Below are 24,731 nucleotides of genomic sequence, written 5' to 3'. Positions count from 1 at the left end.
GCGCGTTAGGGCTTTCGCGTGTCGCCTTTGCGCTCGGCGGCCAGACGCGTTCGCACGTCTCGCGTTGTGGACCCGCGGCCTCGCAGCATGTAGACGCCGGTGGTTGCAAGCGCAACCGGAATCAGGATCGCGGCGACGAGATAGCCGGCAGCCTGAGTGTCGCTGTACGCTCCCAGGCCGATCGGAACCCACATCGCGGCCATCGCGAGCACGAGGTAGCCCATCCATCCGGTGCCGAACGGAGCCGCGAAGCGGCGGCGTGCTGGGCGCTTGTCGCCTGACCACCGCGAACCATCCCAGTACTTTGATCCGCCCGTGCGGGTGTCTGCATACCAACCAGGGATCGTAGGGACGGGCTCGATCATCTTCTCCTCGTTTCGGCTCAGGTGAACGCCGCGGGCTCACCCTAGCGCGCGTGCCGCCCAGAATCGGAGGCGGTGATGCCGGACCCGAGATGGGGCATCATGAATTCTTGCTGCCCGCGCTGGCCAGCGCACCCAGCAGCTGCTCGATGATGTCAGCCATATCGATGTCGGGTTCGAGGAGCCATTGCAGCTGCAGACCGTCGGCGACTGCCTGCAGGATTCGAGCGAACGTCTCTGGGTCGAGGTGTTGAGTGACGCCGTCCAGCGTGGGGTTGTCAGCAGCCGCGTCGGCGACGCCCTCACGCAGCCCGCGGCTGCGCGTGAGAAAGTAGTCGTGTGCGGGATGGCTGGGGTCGGTCGCTTCGACAGAGAGACGCGCGTACAACTGCACCAGGCCAGGAACCTCGGCGTTGTGTTTCATCACTTCGATGAATCCGTCGCGGATGTCACCCGCACCACTGTCGGTTGCTTCGTGGCTGTACGTCGCCACATCGACGGCGTCGCGCTTGCGCAGAATTTCGACGAAGAGTTCTTCCTTGGAGTCGAAATAGTGAAGCAGACCGGCCTGGCTGAGCCCCACCGAATCGGCAATCACTTTCACAGACGCACCGCGGTAGCCCTCGCGAGCGATCACCTCTAGAGCGCTCTGAAGAATCTCTTCTCGCTTCGCGATGCCTTTTGCATAAGAGCCGCGGGGGGCTGCAGTTCGTTCTGCCATACATGAAGTAAACCCGATGACGCTTGTATCTCAAAACCAAATGACATAAGGTTTTGACATGCTCGGTGGAGAGCACAGGAAAAAACAGGCAAAGGAGCCCAATGAACGACGAGATCTCAGTCGCGGATCTGACCCTTGAAGAGAAGGCGTCGCTCACGAGCGGGTCGACCTTCTGGAACACCCAAGCGGTGGAGCGCGCTGGCGTTCCGGCCGTCATGGTGACCGATGGCCCCCACGGTCTTCGCAAGCAGCGCGAAGGCGGCGACCACCTGGGTATGGGTGACAGCGTGCTCGCTACCTGCTTCCCGCCCGCTGTCGGGCTCGGCTCGTCGTGGGATGTCGACCTTGTTGAGCGTGTCGGCGAGGCGCTCGGCACCGAAACCTCGATCGAGAACGTTGCGGTTCTGCTCGGACCGGGCATCAACATCAAGCGCTCCCCCTTGTGTGGCCGCAACTTCGAGTACGTCTCTGAAGACCCCATCGTCTCAGGGGTGATCGGTGCGGCGCTGGTTCGCGGCATTCAGTCGATGGGTGTTGGCACATCGCTCAAGCACTTCGCCGCGAACAACCAAGAAGATGACCGCATGCGCGCGTCGAGCGATGTTGACGAGCGTCCGCTGCGCGAGATCTATCTGCGAGGCTTCCAGCGCGTCGTCGAAGACGCCCAGCCGTGGACGGTCATGTGCTCGTACAACCGCATCAACGGCGTATACGCCTCGGAAGACCCGTGGCTGCTGACAAAGGTGCTGCGGGATGAGTGGGGCTTTGAGGGCCTCGTCGTTTCGGACTGGGGTGCGGTCAACGACCGCGTACCGGGGCTCGCAGCAGGTATGGATCTCGAAATGCCCGCCAATGGCGGTGTCACCGATGCTCAGATCGTCGCTGCGGTTCATGACGGCTCACTGGCTGAGAGTGTCGTCGACGTCGCGGCAGGCCGAGTGCTCGACCTCGTCGCCAAGTCGCAGGCGGGCGCGGGTGCGGCTAGCGGTCCGCTCGATGTTGAGGCGCATCACGCTCTGGCGCGTGAGGCCGCGGGTCGCTCGATCGTGCTGCTCAAGAACGACGACGCCGTGCTGCCGCTGAGCAAGGATTCGAACCTCGCCGTCATCGGCGCCTTCGCCGAGACCGCGCGCTACCAGGGTGCGGGTTCGTCGATGATCACGCCGACCAAACTCGACAACGCGCTCGATGAGATTCGCGCGCTTTCACACGCCGAGGTCGTATACGCCGCGGGCTTCAGCACCGCGGTCGACGTTTCGAGCGAACAGGCCGCAGCGCTGCGTGAAGAGGCCGTTGCCGCGGCATCCGCCGCCGACGTCGCCGTCGTGTTCGCGGGTCTGCCCGCACGACTCGAGTCAGAGGGGTATGACCGCGATGACCTAGATCTGCCCGCGGATCAGCTCGCACTGATCAATGCGGTGGTCGCCGCTAACCCGCAGACGGTAGTCGTGCTGTCGAACGGCGGCGTCGTGGCATTGCCGTTCGCTGATGCGGTGCCCGCGATTCTTGAGGGCTGGCTGCTCGGCCAGGCTGGTGGCGGCGCCACCGCCGATGTGCTGTTCGGCGACGTCAACCCGTCGGCCAAGCTGACCGAGACGATCCCGCACCGTCTCGAGGACACCCCGGCGTATCTCGATTTCCCCGGCGACTTCTCGCACGTTCGCTACAGCGAGGGCCTCTTCGTGGGCTACCGCTGGTACGACGCGCGCCGCTTCGACGTCGCCTACCCGTTCGGACACGGTCTCTCGTACACGACGTTCGAGTATGGGGATGCGACGGCGGCGGTCACGGCAGATGGCGACATCGAAGTGCGGGTGAGCGTCACCAACACCGGCGAGCGCGATGGGCGCGAGGTCGTGCAGGTTTACACCGGCCTTCCCGCGGGAGCCGTGCAGCGACCGGAACGCGAACTGAAGGCGTTTGCTGTGCTGAGCCTTGCCGCGGGCGAGAGCCAGCAAGCAGTCATCACGGTGCGCCGCCAAGACCTCGCCTATTGGGACATTCGCGTCGACCAGTGGATTGTCGAGGGCGGCGAATACGTCGTCGACGTGGCAGCGTCGAGCCGCGACATTCGCTCAACGGCGACGGTCACGCTGGAGGGCGACCCGGTCAGCTTGCCGCTGACGCGCACGACTTCGCTCAGCGAGGCGTTCGCGCACCCGGTCGCGGGGCCCATCTTGCAGGCCACGATGGCTCAGATGATGGGCGGCATGGAGGGTGCGTCCTCGGTTATGCCCGAGGGGGTAGACATGATGAAGATGATCGGCTCATTCCCGATCGGTCGCCTCGGAATGATGATGTCGATGGCCGGTGGTGAGGCAGACCCCTCGATGATCGATGGACTCATCGCGGCGGCCAACGCCCCGCAGTAGTCTTCACGGCACGAACGCCCCGATGCGAACGCTCGCACCGGGGCGTTCGTGCGTGTAGCGACTTCTCGGCCTCCGCTCGCGGCGGCCGACGCGCGAAGCTGCCGCTACGCTGGGCCGCGTGGACCCCGTCATAACGACACTCATCGTTCTCGTGATCGCGATCATCGCGTTCGTGAGCAACCGGGTGCCGTTGGAGATCGTCGCGGTCGGCGTTGCTCTCGCGCTGTGGGCAACGGGCATCCTCACGCTGCCCGAGGCACTATCAGGGTTCGGCGATCCCACCGTCATCTTCATCGCGACACTCTTCATCGTGAGCGAGTCCCTTGATTCTTCGGGGGTGATGGCCTGGGCCGGCCAATGGGTGATCGGACGAGCCGGAACGAAGCGCAGCAAGATCGTCGTCGTGATCAGTCTTCTGGTAGCCGTGGTTTCGGCGTTCATCAGCATCAACGGTGCCGTCGCCGCGCTGTTGCCTCTCGTTGTCGTTGTGGCTGCGCGGGCAGGGATCGCAGCATCCAAACTGCTCATTCCCCTTGCCTTTGCCGCGTCGGCGGGCTCGATGCTTACGCTCACGGGCACACCCGTCAACATCGTCGTGTCAGACCTTGCCGCATCGAGTGGTGGTCGAGCATTCGGCTACTTCGAGTTTGCGCTCGTCGGCATTCCGCTGCTGATGGGCACCATCGCTATCGTGCTGTTGCTCGGGCCACGGCTGCTGCCCGATCGCCCGGCGGTCGCCGTGCCGGTCGATCTTGTGCGTCACGCCCGACTGCTGCGCAGCCACTATGAAGTGACTCTCGACACCGCAGCGATCATCAATGCAACCGATGGCGTGAGCGAGATTGTGGTGCCTCCTCGTTCGCCGTTGATCGGTCAGCGGGTGGCGCCCGGAATGGCGGTGCCCGGCGAGGCACTGGTCGTGCTGGCGGTGCGGCGCGGAGACGACGTCATCAAAGACAAAGAGGTCGTCGTGCGCGCTGGGGATGCGTTGCTGATGCAGGGCACCTGGGATGAACTCGTGCGCAATTCAGAACAGCCAGGGGTTCTCAGCGTTGACCCACCGCGTGCGCTGCGCCGCTCGGTGCCGCTGGGCAGAGGTGCGCGCCGTGCTCTGCTGGTTCTTGCTGGCATGGTGCTGCTTCTTGCGACAGGTTGGGTGCCGCCAGCAGTGGCGGGCCTGCTCGCGGTGGGCATGCTGATCCTTACCCGCACCATCACGTTTCCCCAGGCATATCGCTCGGTGTCTTGGACCACGGTTGTGCTGATCGCCGGCATGATGCCACTTGCTGCCGCCGTCACGGTCACCGGCACGGCTGACCTCGTCGCTGACTCGCTCATCAGCTGGCTGGGCGGGGCCAACCCGTACCTGTCGCTGCTGGTGCTGTGTCTGCTGACTCTCGCGCTCGGTCAGCTGATCAGCAATATGGCGACGGTGCTGATCGTTGCGCCGATCGCGGTCGCGCTGGCGGGCATTCTCGACCTGTCGGTCATGCCCTACATGATGGCGCTCACGGTCGCGGGCGCGGCTGCGTTCTTCACGCCCATCGCCACCCCCGCGAACCTGATGGTGATGGAACCCGGCGGCTACCGCTTTGGTGACTACTGGAAGCTAGGGCTTCCACTCGCCATCTTCTTCATCGCGATGGCTGTGCTCTATGTGCCACTGATCTGGCCCTTCTAGCTGCTGTCTTCGCCTGTCGTCGGGTTCCACGCCTCACACGCGCTTTCGTAGTCACGCATCGAGAGATCTGCGTATGCCCGTGACCACGCCACGATTGCTGCGCTCGCCGACTCGGGGTTGCCGATATAGCCGACGACACGCCCCGCGGTGAAGCTCTGCGCGTGCGACCTGCCGAGCACGGCTGCGCAGCCGAGCACGTAGTCGTGAAACGCCTCGTACGAGAGCCCTTCAAGCTCGATGGAGCCTTTCATATCGTGAAACTGCCGCACGTAGTAGTCGCGATTCGGTCCGCCGAGATAGCCGAGGAACGGGTCGGAGACGGCCTGCAGAATGCGCTGCAGGCCGACGACGCGAAAGCCGTGCCCATGCGTCGCGACACCTCGGGTGAGGCGTTCGGGTTGCTTCATCAGGCCGTGCAGGCTCAGCACCGATTCGCCCGCCTCTTTGATCTGCAAGACGATCGCGTCATCGTCGGCGCCCACGAGAAGTTGCAGATAGCACCGTGTGCCGACGCTCCCCACGCCGACAACGCGGCGCGCGAGGTCTCGGGGAAGATACTGCGACAGCACGATGTCGATGTCGATCGGCACGCTTTCGCGGTACTGCCGAAACAGATAGCCGACTTCGTGGTCGGAGTGCGCGCTGCCTCCAGCAGCCTGTGCGTCGTCAAGACTGATTCGCTTCATCGTGGGTGGCTGATCGCGAAACCTCAGCGTGCCGTCTTCGGCGTGTTCGGTCAGTCGCTCCAGCGCCCGCGATCCGGTTCGCCGCTCGGCTGACGCAATGGCTGCCTTCGCCGCACGTTTGCCCTGTTTGCTCATGTGCTGGTTGGCGAACTCGCTGTTGAGGTGCATGAAATAGCGTTCCAGCGCACTCATGCTGTTGCTCGCGCGCAGCGAGCTGACGTAGGCGCGCACCGCGGCGTCTGCCGTGACTGTGATGAGTTGGTCGTCGTAGTTTGCGTGCCGGCCACCGATGACCACGCTCGTCACCAATCGCTTCACGTCCCATTCCCACGGCGCGATCGCTGCTTCGTCGAAATCGTTGAGATCGAATACCAGTCGCCGTTCGGGGGAGGCATAGAAACCAAAGTTGGTGATGTGCGCGTCTCCGCAGGCAGCAACCGGAATGTTCGAGCTGGGAGCATTGGCGAGGTCGGCGGCCATCAGAGCTGCCGTCCCCCGATAGAACGCGAAGGGGTTCGCGAGCATTCGTTGCATGCGCAGCGGAACGAGCTCTGCGACGCGATCAGCGTTCTGCTCACGAAGGTGGGCGACTGCGTCACGGCGGGGCAGATCAGTCAAGACGCCGAGCGATCGCCGTGGCACAGCTTTGCGCTGCTTTTGACCGAGTGCGCGAGCGTCAGCGCGCGAGACGATCGGCAGATCCCATGCGGGACGAAGATCATGAACGGCCATGATCAGATCATGGCCGACAACCGGTGGTTCCGCCACGCCTCGCCGAGAGGTCGACTACGAAAAGTCAGCGGCCACAGCGTTTCGGTGGTACTCGAAGATCATGCTCGTGCGGGTGGATGCGACACTCGCCCGCGCAGAAAGGTGATCGACGACGAAGCGACGCACCCCCGACGAGTCTTGTACCGCGATGTGCACCAAGAAGTCGTCGGTGCCGCCCACGAAAAAGAGTTGGATGACATCGGGGAGGCCTCGCACCTCGTCGGCAAACAGCCGAATGTTCTCTTGCCGAGCGCCAGGGCGAAGCGTCACGCCGATCATCGCCTGCAGCCCGCGACCGAGTGCCGCGTAATTCTGTGCCGCGTGTACTCCGGTGATGAGCTTTCTGTCGATCAACGCGCGCACGCGCGTGTGTGCGGTAGACGGCGCGATGTTGAGCGATGAAGCGATGTGGGCGATGGTCGCACGCCCGTCGGCTGACAAGATCTCGATGATCTGTTGATCTAGCTCGGTGAGCTCGGCAGGCATAGCGAAGATCCTTCATGCAGGGGCCTCGCGGTAGAGGCCGCAGTGACTATTCATTGGAGAAAAGACCTATTTGCCGATGAATCTATCAAGGTATGACGCACTAGCGAATGAATCTGGAAATGTGGGCCCTCTCAACACAATGAAAGAGTGCCCCATGCGTATTGGCGTCCCCACCGAGATCAAGAACAACGAGAATCGCGTCGGAATGACCCCCGCCGGAGTAGACACGCTCGTGCAGGCAGGCCATGAGCTGATCATTCAATCCGGTGCGGGGCTCGGCAGCAACATCACCGACGAGAGTTTTCGCCGCGCGGGGGCCGAGATTGTGACCACCGCAGACGAGACATGGGCGCGCGCCGAAATGGTGGTGAAGGTGAAAGAACCCATCGCCGCCGAGTACGCCCGACTGCGCTCAGATCTGACGCTCTTCACATACCTGCACCTGGCCGCAGACCGCCCGCTCACCGAGGCGCTGATGGCCGCGGGAACAACCGCGATCGCATATGAAACGGTGCAGACGCCCGACCGCGCGCTGCCGCTGCTCGCGCCGATGAGCGAGGTCGCCGGGCGCCTCTCGATCGTGGTCGGCTCACACGCGTTGCTGAAGGCGCAGGGCGGTCGCGGGATGCTCATGGGTGGCGTTCCCGGTACCCCGAAAGCCAAGGTGCTGGTGATCGGCGGCGGCGTTGCGGGAGAGCACGCTGCGGCAAACGCGCTGGGTCTGGGAGCAGACGTCGCAATCGTTGATGTGTCTCTGCCTCGCCTGCGTCAACTGGAGACTCGTTTTGCGGGCGCTGTGCAGACCCGAGCCTCAACCCGATACGAGATAGCCGAACAGCTCGCTGACGCTGACCTGGTGATCGGATCGGTACTCATCCCAGGGGCTGCTGCCCCCAAACTCGTTACGAAAGAGATGGTCGAAGCGATGAAGCCGGGTTCGGTTCTGGTCGATATCGCTATCGATCAGGGTGGATGCTTCGAAGGCTCGCGCCCGACAACGCACGATGACCCGACGTTCGCCGTGCACGACTCGCTGTACTACTGCGTCGCGAATATGCCTGGAGCCGTACCGCACACCTCAACCCGCGCGCTCAGCAACGCCACACTGCCTTACATCGCGTCGATCGCGAATCTGGGATGGGATGCCGCGGCCGAGGGCAACCCCGCGCTCGCCTCGGGGCTGAACGTTCGAGACGGTGTCGTGACCAACGCAGGTGTGAAAGCCGCACTCAGCCTGTAGAGACGATAAACGCGCGGGATCGCATGAGTAGTGCGATCCCGCGCGTGTGCCGTTGCGTGCGGCTACAGCTGGTTGGAGGCTTCGGTGAGGACGCTGCGGAGGATCTGTTCGATCTCGGTGAACTCGGCTGGTCCGATCGTCAGCGGGGGAGCGAGTTGGATGACGGGGTCGCCGCGGTCGTCGGCGCGGCAGTAGAGGCCAGCGTCGAACAGTGCCTTCGAAAGGAACCCACGCAGCAGTCGTTCGGCTTCGTCGTCGTTGAAGGTCTCTTTGGTCGACTTGTCTTTGACGAGTTCGATTCCGAAGAAGTACCCGTCGCCGCGAACATCGCCGACGATGGGAAGATCGGTGAGCTTCTCGAGTTCAGACCGGAAGATGGGCGAGTTCTCTTTCACACGTGCGAGCAGTCCCTCTTCTTCGAAGATGTCGAGGTTCTCGAGCGCGACGGCGGCAGAGACGGGGTGTCCGCCGAACGTGTAGCCGTGGTAGAACGCGGTGTCTCCGTGAGCGAACGGTTCGTAGATCTTGTCGCTGACGACGGTTCCACCCAGGGGGGAGTAACCGCTGGTGACAGCCTTCGCGAAAGTGATCATGTCGGGCTTATAGCCATATGCGTCGCAAGCGAACATGTGGCCTACGCGGCCGAATGCGCAGATGACCTCGTCAGAGACGAGCAGCACGTCATACTTGTCGCAGATCTCTCGTACCCGCTGAAAGTAGCCGGGGGGAGGGGGGAAACAGCCACCTGAGTTCTGCACCGGCTCGAGGAAGACCGCGGCGACAGTGTCGGGGCCCTCGAACTGGATCATCTCCTCGATGCGGTCGGCCGCCCAGACACCGAACTCCTCGAGGCTTTCGGTGGGGCCGCCCATTTCAGCCGCGCGGTAGAAGTTCGTATTCGGCACGCGAAACCCGCCGGGAGTGACCGGTTCGAACATCGACTTCATCGCGGGGATGCCGGTGATCGCCAGCGCGCCTTGCGGGGTGCCGTGGTACGCGACCGCGCGAGAGATGACCTTGTGCTTGGTCGGCTGCCCCTGAAGCTTCCAGTAGTACTTCGCAAGCTTGAACGCCGTCTCGACGGCTTCGCCGCCGCCGGTCGAGAAGAAGACCTTGTTCAAATCTCCTGGCGCATAGCTGGCGATGCGATCGGCGAGCTCAATGGCCGCGGGGTGCGCGTACGACCAGATCGGAAAAAACGCGAGCTGTTCAGCCTGCTTTGCCGCGGCCTGCGCGAGGCGCTTGCGGCCGTGGCCCGCGGCGACGACAAACAGCCCAGAGAGACCGTCGATGTATTTTTTGCCCTGTGAGTCCCAGATGTGGTGGCCTTCACCCTTGGTGATGATGGGCACTCCTGGCCCCTCTGTCATCACCGACTGGCGCGCGAAGTGCATCCACAGATGGTCTTTCGCCATCTCCTGCAGTTCAGTTTCGGTGCGCGCGGCGCGCTCGGACGATGTCGACATGGAAACTCCGCTCTAGGCCTTCTGATCGACATTACTCGCGAGACGCTCCGCCGAACCACGGCGGTTCGTCCGATTCAGCGGCCGCGAGCGCCGGACCGTCCGGAGCAGATGCGGGCGAAGGATACGTCCCCAGTTTTTCGCATCCTGCGCCCGCAGGATCAACCGGCGCCTCATGGCCCTGCTGCGGATCACATCCACTCTGTCTGAGCCGCCCGGTCCGCGCTATAGACCTAGGTCTATAGCCGCAACAAGACTGCGCGAAGATAGTGGTCACAACGGTGAAAGCGAGAGGCATGCGAGCGCAGCAACGGCAAGCAGCGCCGCGCGTTGCGCGTGCAGCATCCTTCGTTCGAGCTCTGTGGCTGATTGGCCTGATCGGCCTTTTCGGGGGGCTCATCGAGCTGGTACTGGTATTCCCAGGCGCTGAGTATCCCGGCGTGATGGTGCTCTACACCGCGGTGTTCTGGGTGTACCTCGCGGCGGGCCTGGTCGCCTGGTACCGCCGGCCCAGCAACCCGATGGCTGCCCTGATCCTGGCGGGTGCTCTGGTCGTGTACCTGTCAAACCTGGGCAACGCGTCGCAGCCGATACTGGTGGGGATCGGGTCAGTATTCGCCACCACGATCTTGGCGGTGATCGTTCACCTGCTGCTCGCCTTTCCCTCTGGGCGACTTGGGAACAACGTTGCTCGTGGGGTTGTCGCCGGCGCCTACTTCGTCGCGGTAGTGCTGCAGACGCCGCTGTACCTCGCGACGTCTGAGACGGTGCTCGAGACGGCCATCACTACGCAGCGCGTGTGCGGCTTCGCGGTGATGGGAGCAACGTCGTTGATGCTCGCATTGCGCGTGCGTGCGGCTGACCCCGCGCACCGCAGGGTGCTCTTGCCGCTGTTCTCCTACGGGATGTTCGTGGTGCTGGGCGTCCCGTTCGCGTCGCTGCTGTTCGACGCGTTTGCCCCGCCGACGCGCGAAGTGGTGCAACTCGTATTGCTGATGGGCCTCCCCGTCGCTTTTGTATTCGGGATGCTGCGCGGTGGTTTCACGCACACCGGTGAGCTCACCGACCTGGGGGCGTGGCTGAGCGTCGATGTGGCGACAGGATCGCTCCAAGACGCGCTGGCGCTGACTCTCGGCGATGACACCGTGCGCCTTGGGCTCCGCGGCGGCGCCCCAGGCGAGTTCGTTGATGAGACTGGCGCGGCAATGAACGTCGCCGCGCGAGCATCCGGCCGCGAAGTTGTTGAAGTGACGGTGGCGGGGGCGAGCATCGCCGTCATCGAATATGACTCCCGCATGAACGGCAACGCCGAGCACGTGCGCCGGGCGGGTCAGGTGCTCGCCGTCGCGCTGGATCGCACGCGGCTGTCAGCAGAACTTCTCAGCAGCCAGCGCAAGTTGCGCGAGTCCCGAACTCGCATCGTTGATGCGGCCGATCACGAACGACTGCGCATCGCTCAAGACTTGCACGATGGATTGCAGGTGCAATTGGTGCTGCTGGCCCTTGAAGCCCAACAGATCGCGGGCATTGCTGACTCCTCGCCAGCGACCAAGGCTGCCGCGACCACACTGCGAAAGCGCATCGACTCGGCGGCAGCTGATCTTCGGCGACTCGTGCACGACGTCTTGCCCCTTACTCTGACAGAGCGAGGCCTGAGCGATGCGGTCGAAGACCTGGTTGACCGCATGCCGATCCCGACCACCTTCGAGGTGCACCCGCCCGATCTGCACCTGTCAGAGCCGGTGAGCAACACCGCATACTTTGTCGTCGCTGAAGCTTTGGCCAATACCGTCAAGCATGCTGATGCAAGCTCGGCGCGGGTGACGCTTGTTCAGACTGCGCACGCACTGCACATTGACGTTACCGACAGTGGGCGCGGCGGTGCGATTGTTGCGGGTCGTGGGTTGCGGGGGCTTGCTGACCGCGTCGATGCGCTCGGTGGAACCATAGACCTGCGTTCACCCGATCGTGCAGGACTGACCCTTTCGGTGGAGTTGCCATGCGAGTCGTGATTGCAGAAGATGAAGCGCTGCTGAGGCAGGGTCTCGACCTGGTCTTGGCGCAGGATGGCTTCGACGTGGTAGCGGTCGTTGCCGACGCCGTGCAGCTTGACGCTGCCGTCGTTCAGCATGAGCCCGAACTGGTCGTCACCGACATTCGCATGCCACCGACGTTCACTGACGAGGGGCTTGCCGCCGCGGTGCGCATCAGGAAGCGCTGGCCCCAGACCGCGGTCGTGGTGCTCTCGCAGCATGTGCAACGTCGCTACGCCGAAGAGCTTCTCGGCGATGGGCGCGGAGGGGTGGGCTACCTGCTGAAACAGCGGATCGCCGATGTCGAAACCTTTACTCAGGATCTCTGGCGGGTCGCCGCCGGAGGCACCGCTCTCGATCCTGATGTGGTCGAGATCTTGGTTTCTCGTGCGCGGATGCTCGGAGGCGGCGTCGAGCGCCTCACGCAGCGGCAGCGAGAGGTGCTCGCGCTGATGGCCGAGGGTCGCAGCAACACCTGGATTGCTGCGAGCCTAGGCTGCTCAGATAAAGCAGTGGTGCAGCACACCTCTCGCATCTACGACGCCCTCGGGCTTCCTGTCGATGCCGATGATCACCGTCGGGTGCTTGCGGTGCTGCACTATCTCACTGAGTGATCCGCCTCACTGAGTGGTCCGCGCGGATCGACCGGCTCGGTCCGACAGTCAGCAGTGGCAGTTAGCGCTGCTGAGCAGGATATTTTGTGGCGCCTTCCCCCAAATATCCGGATCTTCGCGCTGCCGGGGGTAGTCAGGGTGAGAAATCCGGCAATTAAATCTTGACAAACAACAAACAGGGTCTCTACTCTCGCAAGAGTAGAGAACCGTCGCGACGAGGTGGCGGTTGTGCAATCCGAGCAAGGTCGCATAGTTGCGACGCGCCGAGAGGATTCCCGTGTACAAAGCAGTACGAAGCGGCCGATCGAAAGCCCTCGCGCTTTTGACCAGCGCCGCAATCGCCCTCCCCCTGACCATGATGTCGGTCGCGCCCGCACAGGCCGATGAGGTGACACTCGTGGGCGTAGGTGATGCGCTCACCGCCGCCGTCGAGGAAACGCCCGAATTCAGTGCGCTCCTCTTCACCAAGACCGCCGCCTTCCGGCACGGGAATATCCCGACGGCGGTTGCGGCGGTCGAGCAACTTGGAGTCGAGCACAATTTCACCGTTGAGGCCACCGAAGACGCGGCGGCCTTCACCGATGAGAACCTCGAGCAGTACGACGTCGTCATATGGCTCTCCACGACCGGAGACGTTCTCGACACGACCCAACAGGCCGCTTTCGAGCGCTACATTCAGGCGGGCGGTGGCTACGCGGGCATTCACGCGGCAAGCGACACCGAGTATGGCTGGGAGTGGTACGAGGGTCTCGTCGGCGCATACTTCGAAGGCCACCCCGCACAGCAGAATGGGGTCATCGAGGTCGAAGACCACGCGCACGAATCCACCTCTCACCTCGGAGACACCTGGGCGCGCTTCGATGAGTGGTACGACTTCCAGACCAACCCGCGCGACGACGTGCACGTGCTGCTCTCGCTGGACGAGTCGTCTTACAACAACGGTGGCATGGGAGATGATCACCCCATCGCGTGGTGCAACGTCTACGACGGCGGTCGATCCTGGTACACCGCCGGCGGTCACACCGACGCAGCCTTCGCGGAGCCGGACTTCCTCACGCACGTGCTCGAGGGCGTGCGCACCGCGGCCGGTGTCGTCGACTCAGACTGCAGCGCATCGCAGTCTGACAGCTATGAGCTGGTGACCCTTGCGGACGACACCGGAAACCCGATGTCACTTGAGATCGCAGACGACGGCACCGTGTTCTACGTCGAGCGCAACGGTCGCATTCAGCGGATTGACGCCGACACTCAGCAGCGCACCACAGCGCTGACCCTGAGCGTGACTCTCGGCAACGAAGATGGCCTGCTCGGCGCGGTGCTCGACCCCGACTTCGCCGAGAACGGCTGGATGTACGTCTACTGGTCGCCGTCTTCGGTGTCGGCAGAAGATGGCCCGCACAACCGTATCTCGCGCTTCACCTATGACGGTGCGATCGACGCTTTCGATCCCACCTCGGAGCAGACGCTGCTGAAGATCACGACGCAGCGCGACGAATGCTGCCACGCCGGTGGCGACATGGTCTTCGATCTCGACGGCAACCTCGTGCTGGCGACGGGCGACAACACCAACCCATTCGCTTCGAACGGCTTCTCGCCCATTGATGAGCGCGACGGGCGCTCGGCGTGGGATGCCCAGCGCACCTCGGGAAACACCAACGATCTTCGAGGCAAGGTCATCCGCATCACCCCGCAAGACAATGGAACCTACACGATTCCGGCGGGGAACCTGTTCGATGAGGCCGCTGATACCAACGATCAGACTCGCCCCGAGGTCTATGCGATGGGTTTCCGCAACCCGTTCCGCATCGGACTGGACCCCTTCAGCGGCAACATTCTCGTCGCTGACTATGGCCCCGACTCGGGCAGTTCGAACGCCAGCCGCGGGCCAGCTGCAACGACGGAATGGAACATTGTCGATGAGCCCGGCAACTATGGCTGGCCGTACTGCACCGGTGAGACCTGCTACATCGACTACGACTTTGAGACATCTACGTCTGGCGAACGGTTCGACCCCAACGCGCTCGTCAACGACAGCCCGGGCAACACTGGCCTCAGTGAGCTGCCCCCGGTGATCACCCCTGAGTACTGGGGTGTGCGCAACGCCAACGACAACCCGTTCCCCGAGATTGGCGCGGCCGGCTACACCGGTGCTCCCATGGGCGGACCGGTTTACGCCTACGATCCTGAGCTCGACTCCGACACGAAGTGGCCCGAGTACTGGGATGGCAAAGCATTCTTCGGCGACTGGAACCTCGGTGAGGCTTTCAGCATCACGATGAATGAAGACACCGCCGAAGCGCCGCTGCACTCCGAAATCGTCGGGGTCACGCGGATGCTTCCCGGGATCCTCGATCCTGACCACGGGTTCTATCGCGTCATGGACGCACAATGGGGACCCGACGGCTCGCTATACGTGATCGACTGGGGCCAGGGATTCGGCGGCAACAACTCGAGCTCGGGCGTGTACCGAATCGACTATGTCAAGGGCAACCCGTCGCCGATCGCTCGCGCAACGGCCGACAAGACAAACGGGTCGGAAGAGACGCTCACCGTGCAGTTCTCGTCGGAAGGCTCACGCCACCCCTCAGGTGAAGCGATCACATACCTCTGGGACTTTGGTGACGGAAGCGCCACGACTGACGAGCAGAACCCGCAGCACACCTACACCGGCTACGGCGAGTACACCGCGTCGCTGACAGTGTCGGATGCTGAAGGCCAGTCTGCGATCGCTTCGATCAACCTCGTGGTCGGGAACGTTGAACCGACGGTGAACATCGTGTTCCCCGAGAACGGCGGATTCTTCGAATGGGGCGACGAAGTCGCGTACCAGGTCGTCGTTGACGATCCTGACGGCAGTGGCGAGATCGACTGCTCGCAGATCGAAGTGCTGCCGGCACTGGGGCACGACTCTCACCAGCACCCGATGGGCCAGCTCAGCGGCTGTGAGGGAAGCATCCCGACAGGTCGCGATGGTGGCCACGGCATCACCGAGAAACTGTTCTGGGTCGTCGACGTGCGCTACACCGACGACGGTGGCGCAGCGAATGTTCCGCTGACCGGGTATGGCACCAACCTGCTGACGCCCAAGTACCTCGAGGCTGAGTTCTTCGCAGATACCGCAAACCTCGACGGCAGCGACGGTGTTCGTACCGAGACGACCGAAGATACCGGCGGCGGAATGAACCTTTCCTACGTCGATGTCGGCGACTGGTGGTCGTACGAGCCGATCAACTTCAAGGGCATTGACTCCGTGCGCGCACGGTTGGCTATTCCCAACGGTTCGGGCAGCATCTCGATGCGCTGGAACGCCCCTGATGGCGAAGAGCTCGCGACGATTCCGTTCACTTCGACAGGCGGATGGCAGAGCTACCGCTACTTCGACGTCGACCTTGAAGACCTGCCGACTGAGACGGGCACGCTGTACTTCGTGCTCACAGCAGGCAAGGTGAATGTCAACTACTTCGAGTGGGTGGGCGCTGGGGTTGACGCCAATGGTCTGCCCGTCATCACCCTTGACGCAGATCAGACCACCGGCAGTTCGCCGCTGACCGTCAATGCGACGGCTTCAGCGATTGACCCTGAAGGTGGTGAGGTCACGCTCGAGTGGAACGCAGGACTCGGCGACGGTTTCTTCGAAGGTGACGGCGAGCAGCAGTTCGTCTACACGCAGGCCGGACAGTACGTTCTGACCGTTCGGGCAACCGACGACACGGGGGCCACCAGCGAAGAGTCGGTGACGATCACCGTTGAGCAGCCTGCCGTGGGCGTATGTTTCTCGGGCCGCTCGGATGACTTCCTCGGTGAAGCGCTCGACACGGACCGGTGGGACAGCAACGTTCGCCTCAACCAGGAAGCGGTTGTTGAAGACGGGCACTTGGTCATCCCCGCGACGAAGACCGATATCAACGGGGCAGGCGGAGACGCATCGAACATCATCCTGCAGGAGCTGCCTGACGGCGCTTGGCAGGCGACCGCCAAGGTCACCTTCGAGGCTACGGCGCAGTACCAGCAGGCTGGCCTGATCGTCTACGGCGACGATGACAACTACGCGAAGATGGTGCTTCAAGCCCGAAACACCACCGGCACGCGCATCTTCCAGTTCATTCGGGAAGAGGCGGGCGTGACCAACGAGGTCGCAGCGTCCAACACAGGCAACCTTGGTGCGGCGTTCCCCGAGACCTACTTCGTGCGGTTCACGAGTGACGGCACCAGCCTTAACGCGTGGTACTCGGCAGACGGCATCGACTTCACGATGATGTCGCAGACGAAGCAGTTGGCGGGCATCGAGAATCCGCGCATCGGCCTCGCCGCGTTTGCAAACTCGAACTCGCCACGCGAGGTCGTCGACGCACACTTCGACTGGTTCCACATCACCCCCGACGACACCGCAAGCGCAGCCACACCGAACGACGAGTTCGACGGCGACGCACTTGACACGTGCCGCTGGACAGTGGTGGATCCGGAGCCCGAGGGGTTCCGAGTCTCGGATGGACACCTGGAGATCGACACCACGCCGGAAGACATCTACACCAGCGCAACCGGCGCGCCGAACTTCATCGTGCAGGATCAGCCGGGTGAGGAATGGACGGTTGAGACGAAGGTTGATGCTTCGGCACTCGACCGCCGGTATCAGCAGGCAGGATTGATCGTCCTCGGCGATGACGACAACTACGTCAAGATCGACCTCGTGTCGACCAACGCTGGTGGTTCGGCAGTCGTGCGCAATCTAGAGATGCGAAGCGAGATCGGCGGCGCGATTCAGACCCCGCAGGCTACTGTCACCGGCTTGTCCACTGACGGAAACGTGTGGCTTCGACTCTCGAAGGCAGGCGACACGTTCAGCGGCTCGTACAGCACCGACGGAGACACCTGGATCGAGATGTCAAATGTCATGACCAACGCTCCCGCAGCGGAAGGACAGGTCGGCGTATACGCGCTGGGCAACTCCAGCCAGGGGACAGTGTCGCGCACTGCACGCTTCGACTACTTCCACGTAGTCGAGGATGCTGCGATCGACCCGCTGGAGATCAGTTCGACGCTCGCGCCGGCTGAGGCTGGCGGCGCTGACGGATGGTACACCGGGCCCGTGACGGTTGAAGTATCTGTCACTGGCGGCGGCGAGAGCAGCGTCTACCGCGAGGTGAACGTCAACGGCTCGGGCTGGGTGGAATACACCGCTCCCATCGAGGTCACGGATGACGGCGAGCACACCGTCGAATACCGCGCATCGAGCCCCGAAGTCGACCCGGTCGACGATGAGGTCTCGTTCAAGATCGACGCGACGTCTCCCGAGATCGAAGCGTCAACGGATCTTGATGCGCAACCGCGCACTATCGGTCTCGTTGCTGAAGATGCCACCAGCGGCATCGCCTCGATCCAATACCGCCTCGACGATGGCGAATGGATCGAGTATGACGCAGTCGTGGAACTCAGCGATGACGCGCAGACGATCACCTACCGCGCCACGGACGAGGCTGGAAACACCTCAGACGAGGGCTCGATCGAGGTGCCAGAGGTCGCCGAGGTTGATACTGAGCGTCCGGTGGTGGTGTTGGTGTCGCCTTCGACGGCTGGTCCGTTCCAGGAGTTGTCGGTGAAGGTGGATGCGACCGATAACGCGGGGCTGCATCGTGTTGTCGCGAACATCTATAAGGATGGGTTGCTGGTGAAGAGCACGCAGTCTGTGGCGGATGGGGCGACGGAGTTCTCGCACTCGGCGACGGTGTCTTTGCCGGATGGTTCGTATTCGATGAAGTACAACGCGTCGGATGTGGCGGGGAATGTCTCGTCGACGGGTGTGGTGTCGTTCACGATTGATGCCACGGTGCCGACGGTGACGGTGAAGTCTGGTGATGCGTTCACGATCGGTGATGCGGCTTCGGGGTATGAGAAGTTGAGCCTGAAGTTGTTTGATGCGGGTCTGGTTGATCGGGTGGAGATCAACGGGACGGTGAAGGATCTCACTAACGCGAAGTGGTCGGATGTGAACGGTATTGTTCCGGGCGCGTTTGGTGCGGTGTTGGGTGAGAACACTGTGGTGGTGTTCGATGTGGCGGGCAACACCACCGAGTTGATGTTCACTCTGGTGGAGCCTGCTCCGGCAGCGCCGGTGTGGGATGCGAGCGTGGTCTACAACACCGGTGACGAAGTCACGTATAACGGGGCCACGTATGTGGCGCAGTGGTGGACGCGCAACAGTGAGCCGGGTACGTCAACGACGGGTTCGTGGATGCAACAGGGTGACCTGGTGCCGGCAGCAGGCACGGGTGTTCGTGAGTGGACCGCATCGTGGGTGTACACCGGCGGTGAGGTTGTTGCTCACAACGGTCACGTCTGGAAAGCGAAGTGGTGGACCCGCAACGCAACTCCCGGCGCGAGCGTCTGGCAAGACCTCGGCAGCTACTAACACCTGAACGCAGCGTATAGCCGGGTCGCATTATGCGACCCGGCTATACGCGTCAAAGAACCTATGGAGGACAGTCGATGACTCTATCCCTTTTCACACGACGCATCGCTCTTGTGCTGATCGCGGTGTTGATCATAGCAATCGCGGTGCTCCCCACCCGCGCTGCAGCCCACGGCGGGCCCTACGAGCTCAAGGTGTCTCATGATGGAGCTGGGGGCTTCACGGTATCTGCGCGTTACACGCGCGACGCGCATGTTGTCGAGGCCATCATGGACGCCGTGGTGACGGCCGTGGCTGCCGACGGTACGACGGTGGGGCCGGTATCACTCGTGTCATCCAGCGAAGGCATCGGGCGGTGGGTCACTCCTGAGCCAATCCTCGAAGAGGGCGAGTGGACCGTGACGGCAAAGACGACCACTCCCCAAGTGGCGCATGCCGTGATCGAGGTCAACGTCGAACCGCTGGCGGCACCGATTGGCGCCGAGCCGGCGGACGTCGAGACGAGTGCTCCTGTCGTCGAAGCCTCAGACAGTGCCGACGGCGCCGGCAACAACGCCCTGCTCATCATCTCGGTTCTCGGCGGCCTGCTGGTCGCTGGAGTCGCCGCTGTGCTGTTAATGGTGCGGGTGCGGCGGCGTCACTGAGAGCCGACCGCGCCCTGTTCAAACGGCCTGTAGCAAGTACGAGAAAGCGGCGCCGGTTGCGAGATGACTCTCGCAACCGGCGCCGCTTTCGTCGGCGCGAACCTATTCTCGAGCGCCCCGTGCTGCGAAGCGCTGCTGCAGCAGCACCGCCACGACGATGATGATGCCCTTCGCTACCGCCTGCACCGAAGACGACAGGTTGTTCTGAACGAACACGTTCGACAATGTGGCGAAGATGAGAACGCCGAACACCGTGCCGACGATGGTTCCGCGGCCGCCGATCAGCAGTGTTCCACCCACAACGACCGCAGCGATCGCGTCGAGTTCATAGAGCGTGCCATGGGTCGAGGTGCCAGCGGTCGTGCGTCCGAGGATCATGACCGCGGCGATGCCGGCGCTCAGACCCGCAATCGCATACAGCCATACGGTGTGACGCTTGACATTGATTCCTGCCAAACGCGCCGCCTCGCGGTTTCCTCCGATTGCCACCGTGCGCCGCCCGAAGGTGGTGCGGTTGAGAACAAGCCAACCCGCGAGCGCGACCAGCGCGAACATCCAGATGAGAATGTCGACGCCGAGGAAGTCAGCGTTCATGAAGTCGATGAAGTCACGGGAGTCAACAGTGAGCGTACGACGTTCCGCGAGAATCTCGGCGAGGCCGCGGGCGGCCACCAGCATGGCGAGCGTCGCCATGAACGCGACGACGTTGCCATAGGCGATCACCACTCCGTTGATGATGCCGGCAACGATGCCCACCGCGATAGCGACGACGACCATGAGGATCCAATGCGTCTGATCGACGAAGTGCTGCATCACGTCGAGGGTCGCCACCACCGAGGCCAAACCCATCACCGAGCCCACCGACAGATCGATGCCTCCCGAGATGATCACAAAGGTCATTCCGATGCTGATCACTCCGATGATGGAGGCTTGTCGAAGGATGACAAGAATGTTGTTCACGCTTGTGAAGCTGTCTCCTGCGGTGATTGCTCCCGTGACGAAGATGAGCGCGAGCGCCACGATCAGGCCGATGTTGCGGCCGGTGGAGCTTCCCAGCACCTTTCGCCAGATCGGTGTGTCCTCGGTTGTGGTGACCGTGGTGGTGGTCGCCGGGTCGGTGGACTCCACGCCCGGGGGTGTCTGCTGACTCACGCGGCAGTTCCTTTCATAACAAGGTCGAGCACTCCGTGCTCGTCGATTTGTGAAGCGGGGATCGTGTCGAGCACGCGCCCTTCGGCGACGACGAGCACGTTGTCGGCCAAGCCGAGCACCTCGTCGATCTCGCTCGAGATGACAACGATGGCGTTGCCTGCGGCTGCGAGGCGACGGATGAGTGCGTAGATCTCGGTGCGCGCACCCACGTCAACACCCCGGGTCGGTTCATCCAGCAGCAGCACTTCGGTGCCGTGGACGAGCCAGCGCGCCAACAAGATCTTCTGCTGGTTTCCACCCGACAGCGTGATCGCAGCGCGATCGGGGTCAGCGGGGCGCAAATCAAGCGCTTCGATCTGTTCGCGCGCCACGTTGCGTTCGGAATTTTCTCGCAGCCATCCGTTCTTGGCGAACCGGCTGATTGACGACAGCGTCACGTTGACATAGATGGGCTGTTCGAGCACAAGCCCCTGGCTCTTTCGCTCTTCGGGCGAGAGCCCGATTCCCGCGTTGACCGCGGCTACGACCGAACCGCGTCGAAGCTGCTTGCCTCCCACATGCACTGTTCCGGATGTCGCTCGCCGGGCCCCGTAGATGGTCTCGACAATCTCGGAGCGGCCTGATCCCACGAGCCCGGCGAGGCCGACGATCTCACCCGCTCGGACGCTGAATGACACATCTTCGAAGCATCCTTCGAGCGCGAGGTCGCGCACTTCCAGCACCACGGGCGCGTCAGCGGCGATCGGGGTGGCAGGGGGGAACACGTTCTCTACCGTGCGGCCGGTCATCAACCGGATGAGCTCTGTTGTGGGGGTATCTCCGACCGGCAATGATGTCGCTGTGGTTCGTCCGTCTTTGATGACTGTGATGCGGTCACCGATCTCGCGAATCTCTTCTAGCCGGTGCGTGATGTACACCACCGCGATTCCGGCGGAGGTCAGTTCGCGAACGACGCTGAAGAGATTCTGTACCTCCTCGCTGTCAAGCACCGCTGAAGGTTCGTCCATGATGATGAGCTTCACATCGTGAGAGAGCGCGCGCGCCATGCTGACGATCTGCTTGTTGGCCGCGCTCAGCGTTCCCACTTCGGTGTTGGGCGATAGTGAGCTGTGCCCGAGCCGCTTCATCAGCTCTTTGGCCAGCCGGTTGGCTTGGGCGCGCTTAGTGAACCCCGCGCGCTGCAGCTCGTGCCCCAGGAAGATGTTCTCCGCCACGGTCAGCCCGTCGACGACATCGAGCTCCTGGTACATCGTGGCGATGCCAAGGCCGAGAGCGTCGAGTGGAGACTCGATCTGCGTCTCTTTTCCCAGCCAGATGATCTCGCCGCTGGAAGGCTGATGCACGCCTGCCAGCGTCTTGATGATTGTGGACTTGCCCGCACCGTTCTGGCCGAGAATGCAATGCACTTCGCCAGCGCGTACTTCCAGGTCTACATGTTTCAGAGCGCGCACGCCTGCGAAGGACTTCGACAGCCCTCGGACGTTGAGGACTACCTCGTGGTCGACTTTGATCATTCCCGCAACATAACAGATTGGGGGCACATCCGCACCCGTTTCTTCGGGTTGTTGCCGCGTCGTTACGCGGATTGCGCGCAAACACGCGGCGGCGGAAAAACGCTAGACATGGCAACTGAAGTGATGTTATGTTGTGGCGAACGCCAATTCGAGTGAACCGTTCCCGACGGATCGCCGGCGACACAGCACCACACTCATGCAACATTGCATCACCTCAAAGGAGAGATTCATGGCAATCAAGAGTTCCCTCGCGCGACGAATGGTTTGGGGCGCCACAGCCTCGGTAGCGGCGATCGCTTTGCTGGCCGGCTGCACCGGTTCCACGGCCGAAGACGAGTCAGTCGTAGACCAGGGCACCACTACCGAAGAAAATGCTGAGGCCGGCGAGACCGTCACCATCGGCTTCTCGGGTCCGGCTGCCGACCACGGCTGGCTCGGCGCCATCAACTCTGGCGCCATCGCCGCAGCCGACAGCTACTCCGATGTAGAGCTGCAGCTCGCAGAAGGCACCAACGATGTGACGGCTCAGATTGCCGCTGTCGAAACGTTCATCAACGATGGCGTCGACGCAATCGTGCTGCTGCCCAGCGATGGCGCGGCGCTGACCGAGGTGGCCATCAAGGCGATGCACGCCGGTATTCCGGTGATCAACGTCGACCGTGAGTTCTCGAGTCCCTTCGCCGCTCGCACCACCGTGCTCGGCGACAACTACGGAATGGGAGTCAGCGCTGGCACCTACATCTGTGAGCAGCTCGGGGACGACCCCGACGCAATCGTTGCTGAAATCGCTGGCATCGACTCCCTGCCCCTGACCCAGGATCGCTCCGAAGGATTCGCAGCGGCTCTTGATGACTGCGGCCTTGAAGTCTCGGCTCGCGTTGCCGCAGACTTCACGGTTCAGGGTGGCGAAACTGTGACCTCTCAGCTGCTGTCGGCCAACCCCGAGATCGATGCCATCTGGAACCACGATGATGACCAGGGCATCGGCGTCCTCGCCGCGATCAACTCGGCAGGTCGTGACGAGTTCTTCATGGTCGGTGGTGCCGGCTCGCGCGACGCGATGGAACTCATCGAAGCCGATGACTCGGTCCTCAAGGCCACCATCATCTACCCCTCCACTCAGGCTGCTGACGGTATCGCCCTTGCGCGTCTGATCGCACAGGGCAAGACGATGAGCGATCTGATCACGCCGAGCGTGCCAAACCGCATCGTGCTCGACGCACCGGTCGTTACGAAGGAGAATGTCGACCAGTACATCGATCTCGCGTTCGCTTCCTGACCCGACGATAGTGGGGGCCGCGGTCAACGCGGCCCCCACTATGCTGGGCACTCGCCCAGTGCGATGAAACCCCAATACTCGATGGAGAGAAACGTGACTGAGAGACTTCGCGTCGCCATGATTGGCTACGGCTTCATGGGCGCCGCCCACTCCCAGGGGTGGCGAGTGGCGCCCCGATTCTTCGATCTGCCAGCGCAGCCCGAGATGGCCGTTCTGGTTGGGCGCAACGCTCAGGCCGCCCAGGCTGCCGCAGACAAGTGGGGGTGGAACGAGGCTGCCAGCGACTGGCGTGAGGTCATCACCCGCGACGATATCGACATCATTGATATCGTCACCCCGGGCGATTCGCACGCCGAGATCGCCATTGCCGCGCTCGATGCGGGCAAACACGTGATGTGCGAGAAACCGCTCGCCAACACCGTCGAGGAAGCGCTGGCGATGCGAGATGCCGCCGAGCGCGCCGCCGCGAAGGGCGTTCGGTCGATGGTCGGGTTCACCTATCGGCGCGTTCCTGCGACCACGTTCGCGCGCCAGCTTGTTGCAGACGGGCGGTTGGGAGATATTCGCCAGGTGCGGGCCGCCTATCGCCAAGACTGGCTGATGGATGCCGACGGGCCCATGACGTGGCGCCTGCAGAAAGACCGCGCCGGTTCCGGATCCCTCGGCGACATCGGGGCCCACGCAGTCGATCTCGCTGAGTACATCACGGGACTGAATGTGGAGAAGGTGTCGGGCCTGCTCGAGACCATCGTCACCGAACGGCCCCTGCTGGGCGAAGGCATCGGGCTGTCGGGCACCGCATCGACCGAGCGCGGCACCGTTGACGTCGACGACGTCGCCGTGTTCTCGGGGCGTTTCGCAGCTCCCGAGGGTGGCTTCTCTGCGGTTGGCAGCTTCGAGGCAACCCGTTTCGCCACCGGCCGCAAGAACTCGCTCACCATCGAAGTCTCTGGGTCGCTGGGCGCACTGGCTTTCGACCTCGAGCGCCTTAATGAGCTTGAGTTCTATGACGCGACCTTGCCCTCCACAGAGCAGGGTTTCCGCACGATTCTCGTCACTGAGAGCGAACACCCATATCTTGCGCCATGGTGGCCAGCCGGGCATATGCTCGGCTACGAGCACGGCTTCTCGCACCAGGTCGTCGACTTCGTGACAGCCGTTCACGATGGCGTGTCACCGTCGCCGTCGTTCGACGATGGACTTCACGTTCAGCACGTTCTTGACGCCGTGACGCGCAGCTCTGATGACTCCGGCCGTTGGACTTCCGTCGGCTGACCGCCGGCTACTCTCCTGTCACTGATTCGACG

16 protein-coding genes are annotated in these 24,731 nt (G+C 62.9%); 9 read left to right on the top strand and 7 right to left on the bottom strand.

Going from position 1 to position 24,731, the window contains the following annotated elements; all coding sequences use genetic code 11:
• Positions 1-5: 5 nt before the first annotated feature.
• Complete coding sequence (locus SJY18_RS07485; RefSeq protein ID WP_396667098.1) at positions 6-365, bottom strand: hypothetical protein; 360 nt, start codon at positions 363-365, stop codon at positions 6-8.
• A gap of 97 nt (positions 366-462) precedes the next feature.
• Positions 463-1,083: a TetR/AcrR family transcriptional regulator gene (locus tag SJY18_RS07480; protein ID WP_396667097.1), complete on the bottom strand. Its 621-nt coding sequence runs from the start codon at positions 1,081-1,083 to the stop codon at positions 463-465.
• Positions 1,084-1,184: 101 nt separating this feature from the next.
• Here SJY18_RS07480 and SJY18_RS07475 point away from each other — a divergent pair, with 101 nt between their 5' ends.
• Positions 1,185-3,455, top strand: coding sequence for a glycoside hydrolase family 3 C-terminal domain-containing protein (locus SJY18_RS07475; protein WP_337336438.1), 2,271 nt, complete (start codon positions 1,185-1,187; stop codon positions 3,453-3,455).
• Between the two features lie 118 nt (positions 3,456-3,573).
• Entirely contained in the window at positions 3,574-5,136 is a 1,563-nt protein-coding gene (locus tag SJY18_RS07470; protein WP_396667096.1) for an SLC13 family permease, read from the top strand.
• Here SJY18_RS07470 and SJY18_RS07465 read toward each other — a convergent pair.
• Both SJY18_RS07465 and SJY18_RS07460 read right to left on the bottom strand, forming a co-directional pair.
• A complete protein-coding gene (locus SJY18_RS07465; protein ID WP_396667095.1) occupies positions 5,133-6,554 on the bottom strand; it encodes a DUF2252 domain-containing protein in 1,422 nt (473 codons plus the stop codon). The two genes, SJY18_RS07470 and SJY18_RS07465, sit on opposite strands and share 4 nt — an antisense overlap.
• Before the next feature lie 54 nt (positions 6,555-6,608).
• On the bottom strand, positions 6,609-7,079 hold the full coding sequence (locus SJY18_RS07460) for an Lrp/AsnC family transcriptional regulator (protein WP_337336435.1): 471 nt from the start codon (positions 7,077-7,079) through the stop codon (positions 6,609-6,611).
• Between the two features lie 154 nt (positions 7,080-7,233).
• On the opposite strand from SJY18_RS07460, the gene ald reads away from it, so the two are divergent.
• Positions 7,234-8,319 carry an alanine dehydrogenase gene (gene ald, locus SJY18_RS07455; RefSeq protein ID WP_337336434.1) on the top strand — a complete coding sequence of 362 codons (1,086 nt, stop codon included), beginning with the start codon at positions 7,234-7,236 and terminating at the stop codon, positions 8,317-8,319.
• A gap of 62 nt (positions 8,320-8,381) precedes the next feature.
• On the opposite strand, the gene SJY18_RS07450 is transcribed toward ald, so the two are convergent.
• A complete protein-coding gene (locus SJY18_RS07450) occupies positions 8,382-9,785 on the bottom strand; it encodes an aspartate aminotransferase family protein (RefSeq protein WP_337336433.1) in 1,404 nt (467 codons plus the stop codon).
• A gap of 293 nt (positions 9,786-10,078) precedes the next feature.
• Here SJY18_RS07450 and SJY18_RS07445 point away from each other — a divergent pair, with 293 nt between their 5' ends.
• The 4 genes from SJY18_RS07445 to SJY18_RS07430 all read left to right on the top strand — a co-directional run bounded on the left by SJY18_RS07445 (position 10,079) and on the right by SJY18_RS07430 (position 19,479).
• The gene (locus SJY18_RS07445; protein WP_396667094.1) at positions 10,079-11,794 is read left to right on the top strand and encodes a sensor histidine kinase; all 1,716 of its coding nucleotides are present in this window, start codon (positions 10,079-10,081) and stop codon (positions 11,792-11,794) included.
• Positions 11,782-12,429 (top strand): response regulator, encoded by a 648-nt coding sequence (locus SJY18_RS07440; protein WP_396667093.1) that lies wholly within the window; start codon positions 11,782-11,784, stop codon positions 12,427-12,429. Before SJY18_RS07445 ends, SJY18_RS07440 begins: the two co-directional genes overlap by 13 nt.
• A 277-nt stretch (positions 12,430-12,706) precedes the next feature.
• Positions 12,707-18,835, top strand: a complete 6,129-nt coding sequence (locus SJY18_RS07435; RefSeq protein ID WP_396667092.1) for a ThuA domain-containing protein — start codon at positions 12,707-12,709, stop codon at positions 18,833-18,835.
• Positions 18,836-18,912: 77 nt separating this feature from the next.
• Positions 18,913-19,479, top strand: a complete 567-nt coding sequence (locus SJY18_RS07430) for a hypothetical protein (protein ID WP_396667091.1) — start codon at positions 18,913-18,915, stop codon at positions 19,477-19,479.
• A gap of 102 nt (positions 19,480-19,581) precedes the next feature.
• On the opposite strand, the gene SJY18_RS07425 is transcribed toward SJY18_RS07430, so the two are convergent.
• Positions 19,582-20,631, bottom strand: a complete 1,050-nt coding sequence (locus tag SJY18_RS07425; RefSeq protein ID WP_396667090.1) for an ABC transporter permease — start codon at positions 20,629-20,631, stop codon at positions 19,582-19,584.
• Complete coding sequence (locus SJY18_RS07420) at positions 20,628-22,145, bottom strand: sugar ABC transporter ATP-binding protein (protein ID WP_396667089.1); 1,518 nt, start codon at positions 22,143-22,145, stop codon at positions 20,628-20,630. The genes SJY18_RS07425 and SJY18_RS07420 overlap by 4 nt, the downstream gene beginning before the upstream one ends.
• A gap of 229 nt (positions 22,146-22,374) precedes the next feature.
• Here SJY18_RS07420 and SJY18_RS07415 point away from each other — a divergent pair, with 229 nt between their 5' ends.
• Positions 22,375-23,424: a substrate-binding domain-containing protein gene (locus tag SJY18_RS07415; protein ID WP_337338934.1), complete on the top strand. Its 1,050-nt coding sequence runs from the start codon at positions 22,375-22,377 to the stop codon at positions 23,422-23,424.
• A 117-nt stretch (positions 23,425-23,541) separates the two neighbouring features.
• On the top strand, positions 23,542-24,699 hold the full coding sequence (locus tag SJY18_RS07410; protein WP_396668893.1) for a Gfo/Idh/MocA family protein: 1,158 nt from the start codon (positions 23,542-23,544) through the stop codon (positions 24,697-24,699).
• Positions 24,700-24,731 lie beyond the last annotated feature (32 nt).

The sequence above is a fragment of the Microbacterium sp. R86528 genome, assembly GCF_044596335.1.
Lineage (GTDB): Bacteria > Actinomycetota > Actinomycetes > Actinomycetales > Microbacteriaceae > Microbacterium > Microbacterium marmarense.
Note: the sequence above shows the minus strand (reverse complement) of the source record. Positions and strands in the feature narration are given on the sequence as shown.

Bases quoted from the DNA above. Each gene is read 5' to 3' on its own strand.
- SJY18_RS07465 (WP_396667095.1), bottom strand. From the start codon at position 6,554: ATGGCCGTTCATGATCTTCGTCCCGCATGGGATCTGCCGATCGTCTCG.
- SJY18_RS07430 (WP_396667091.1), top strand. From the start codon at position 18,913: ATGACTCTATCCCTTTTCACACGACGCATCGCTCTTGTGCTGATCGCG.
- SJY18_RS07415 (WP_337338934.1), top strand. From the start codon at position 22,375: ATGGCAATCAAGAGTTCCCTCGCGCGACGAATGGTTTGGGGCGCCACA.
- SJY18_RS07460 (WP_337336435.1), bottom strand. From the start codon at position 7,079: ATGCCTGCCGAGCTCACCGAGCTAGATCAACAGATCATCGAGATCTTG.
- SJY18_RS07450 (WP_337336433.1), bottom strand. From the start codon at position 9,785: ATGTCGACATCGTCCGAGCGCGCCGCGCGCACCGAAACTGAACTGCAG.
- SJY18_RS07410 (WP_396668893.1), top strand. From the start codon at position 23,542: ATGATTGGCTACGGCTTCATGGGCGCCGCCCACTCCCAGGGGTGGCGA.
- SJY18_RS07480 (WP_396667097.1), bottom strand. From the start codon at position 1,083: ATGGCAGAACGAACTGCAGCCCCCCGCGGCTCTTATGCAAAAGGCATC.
- SJY18_RS07445 (WP_396667094.1), top strand. From the start codon at position 10,079: ATGCGAGCGCAGCAACGGCAAGCAGCGCCGCGCGTTGCGCGTGCAGCA.
- ald (WP_337336434.1), top strand. From the start codon at position 7,234: ATGCGTATTGGCGTCCCCACCGAGATCAAGAACAACGAGAATCGCGTC.
- SJY18_RS07485 (WP_396667098.1), bottom strand. From the start codon at position 365: ATGATCGAGCCCGTCCCTACGATCCCTGGTTGGTATGCAGACACCCGC.
- SJY18_RS07420 (WP_396667089.1), bottom strand. From the start codon at position 22,145: ATGATCAAAGTCGACCACGAGGTAGTCCTCAACGTCCGAGGGCTGTCG.
- SJY18_RS07475 (WP_337336438.1), top strand. From the start codon at position 1,185: ATGAACGACGAGATCTCAGTCGCGGATCTGACCCTTGAAGAGAAGGCG.
- SJY18_RS07440 (WP_396667093.1), top strand. From the start codon at position 11,782: ATGCGAGTCGTGATTGCAGAAGATGAAGCGCTGCTGAGGCAGGGTCTC.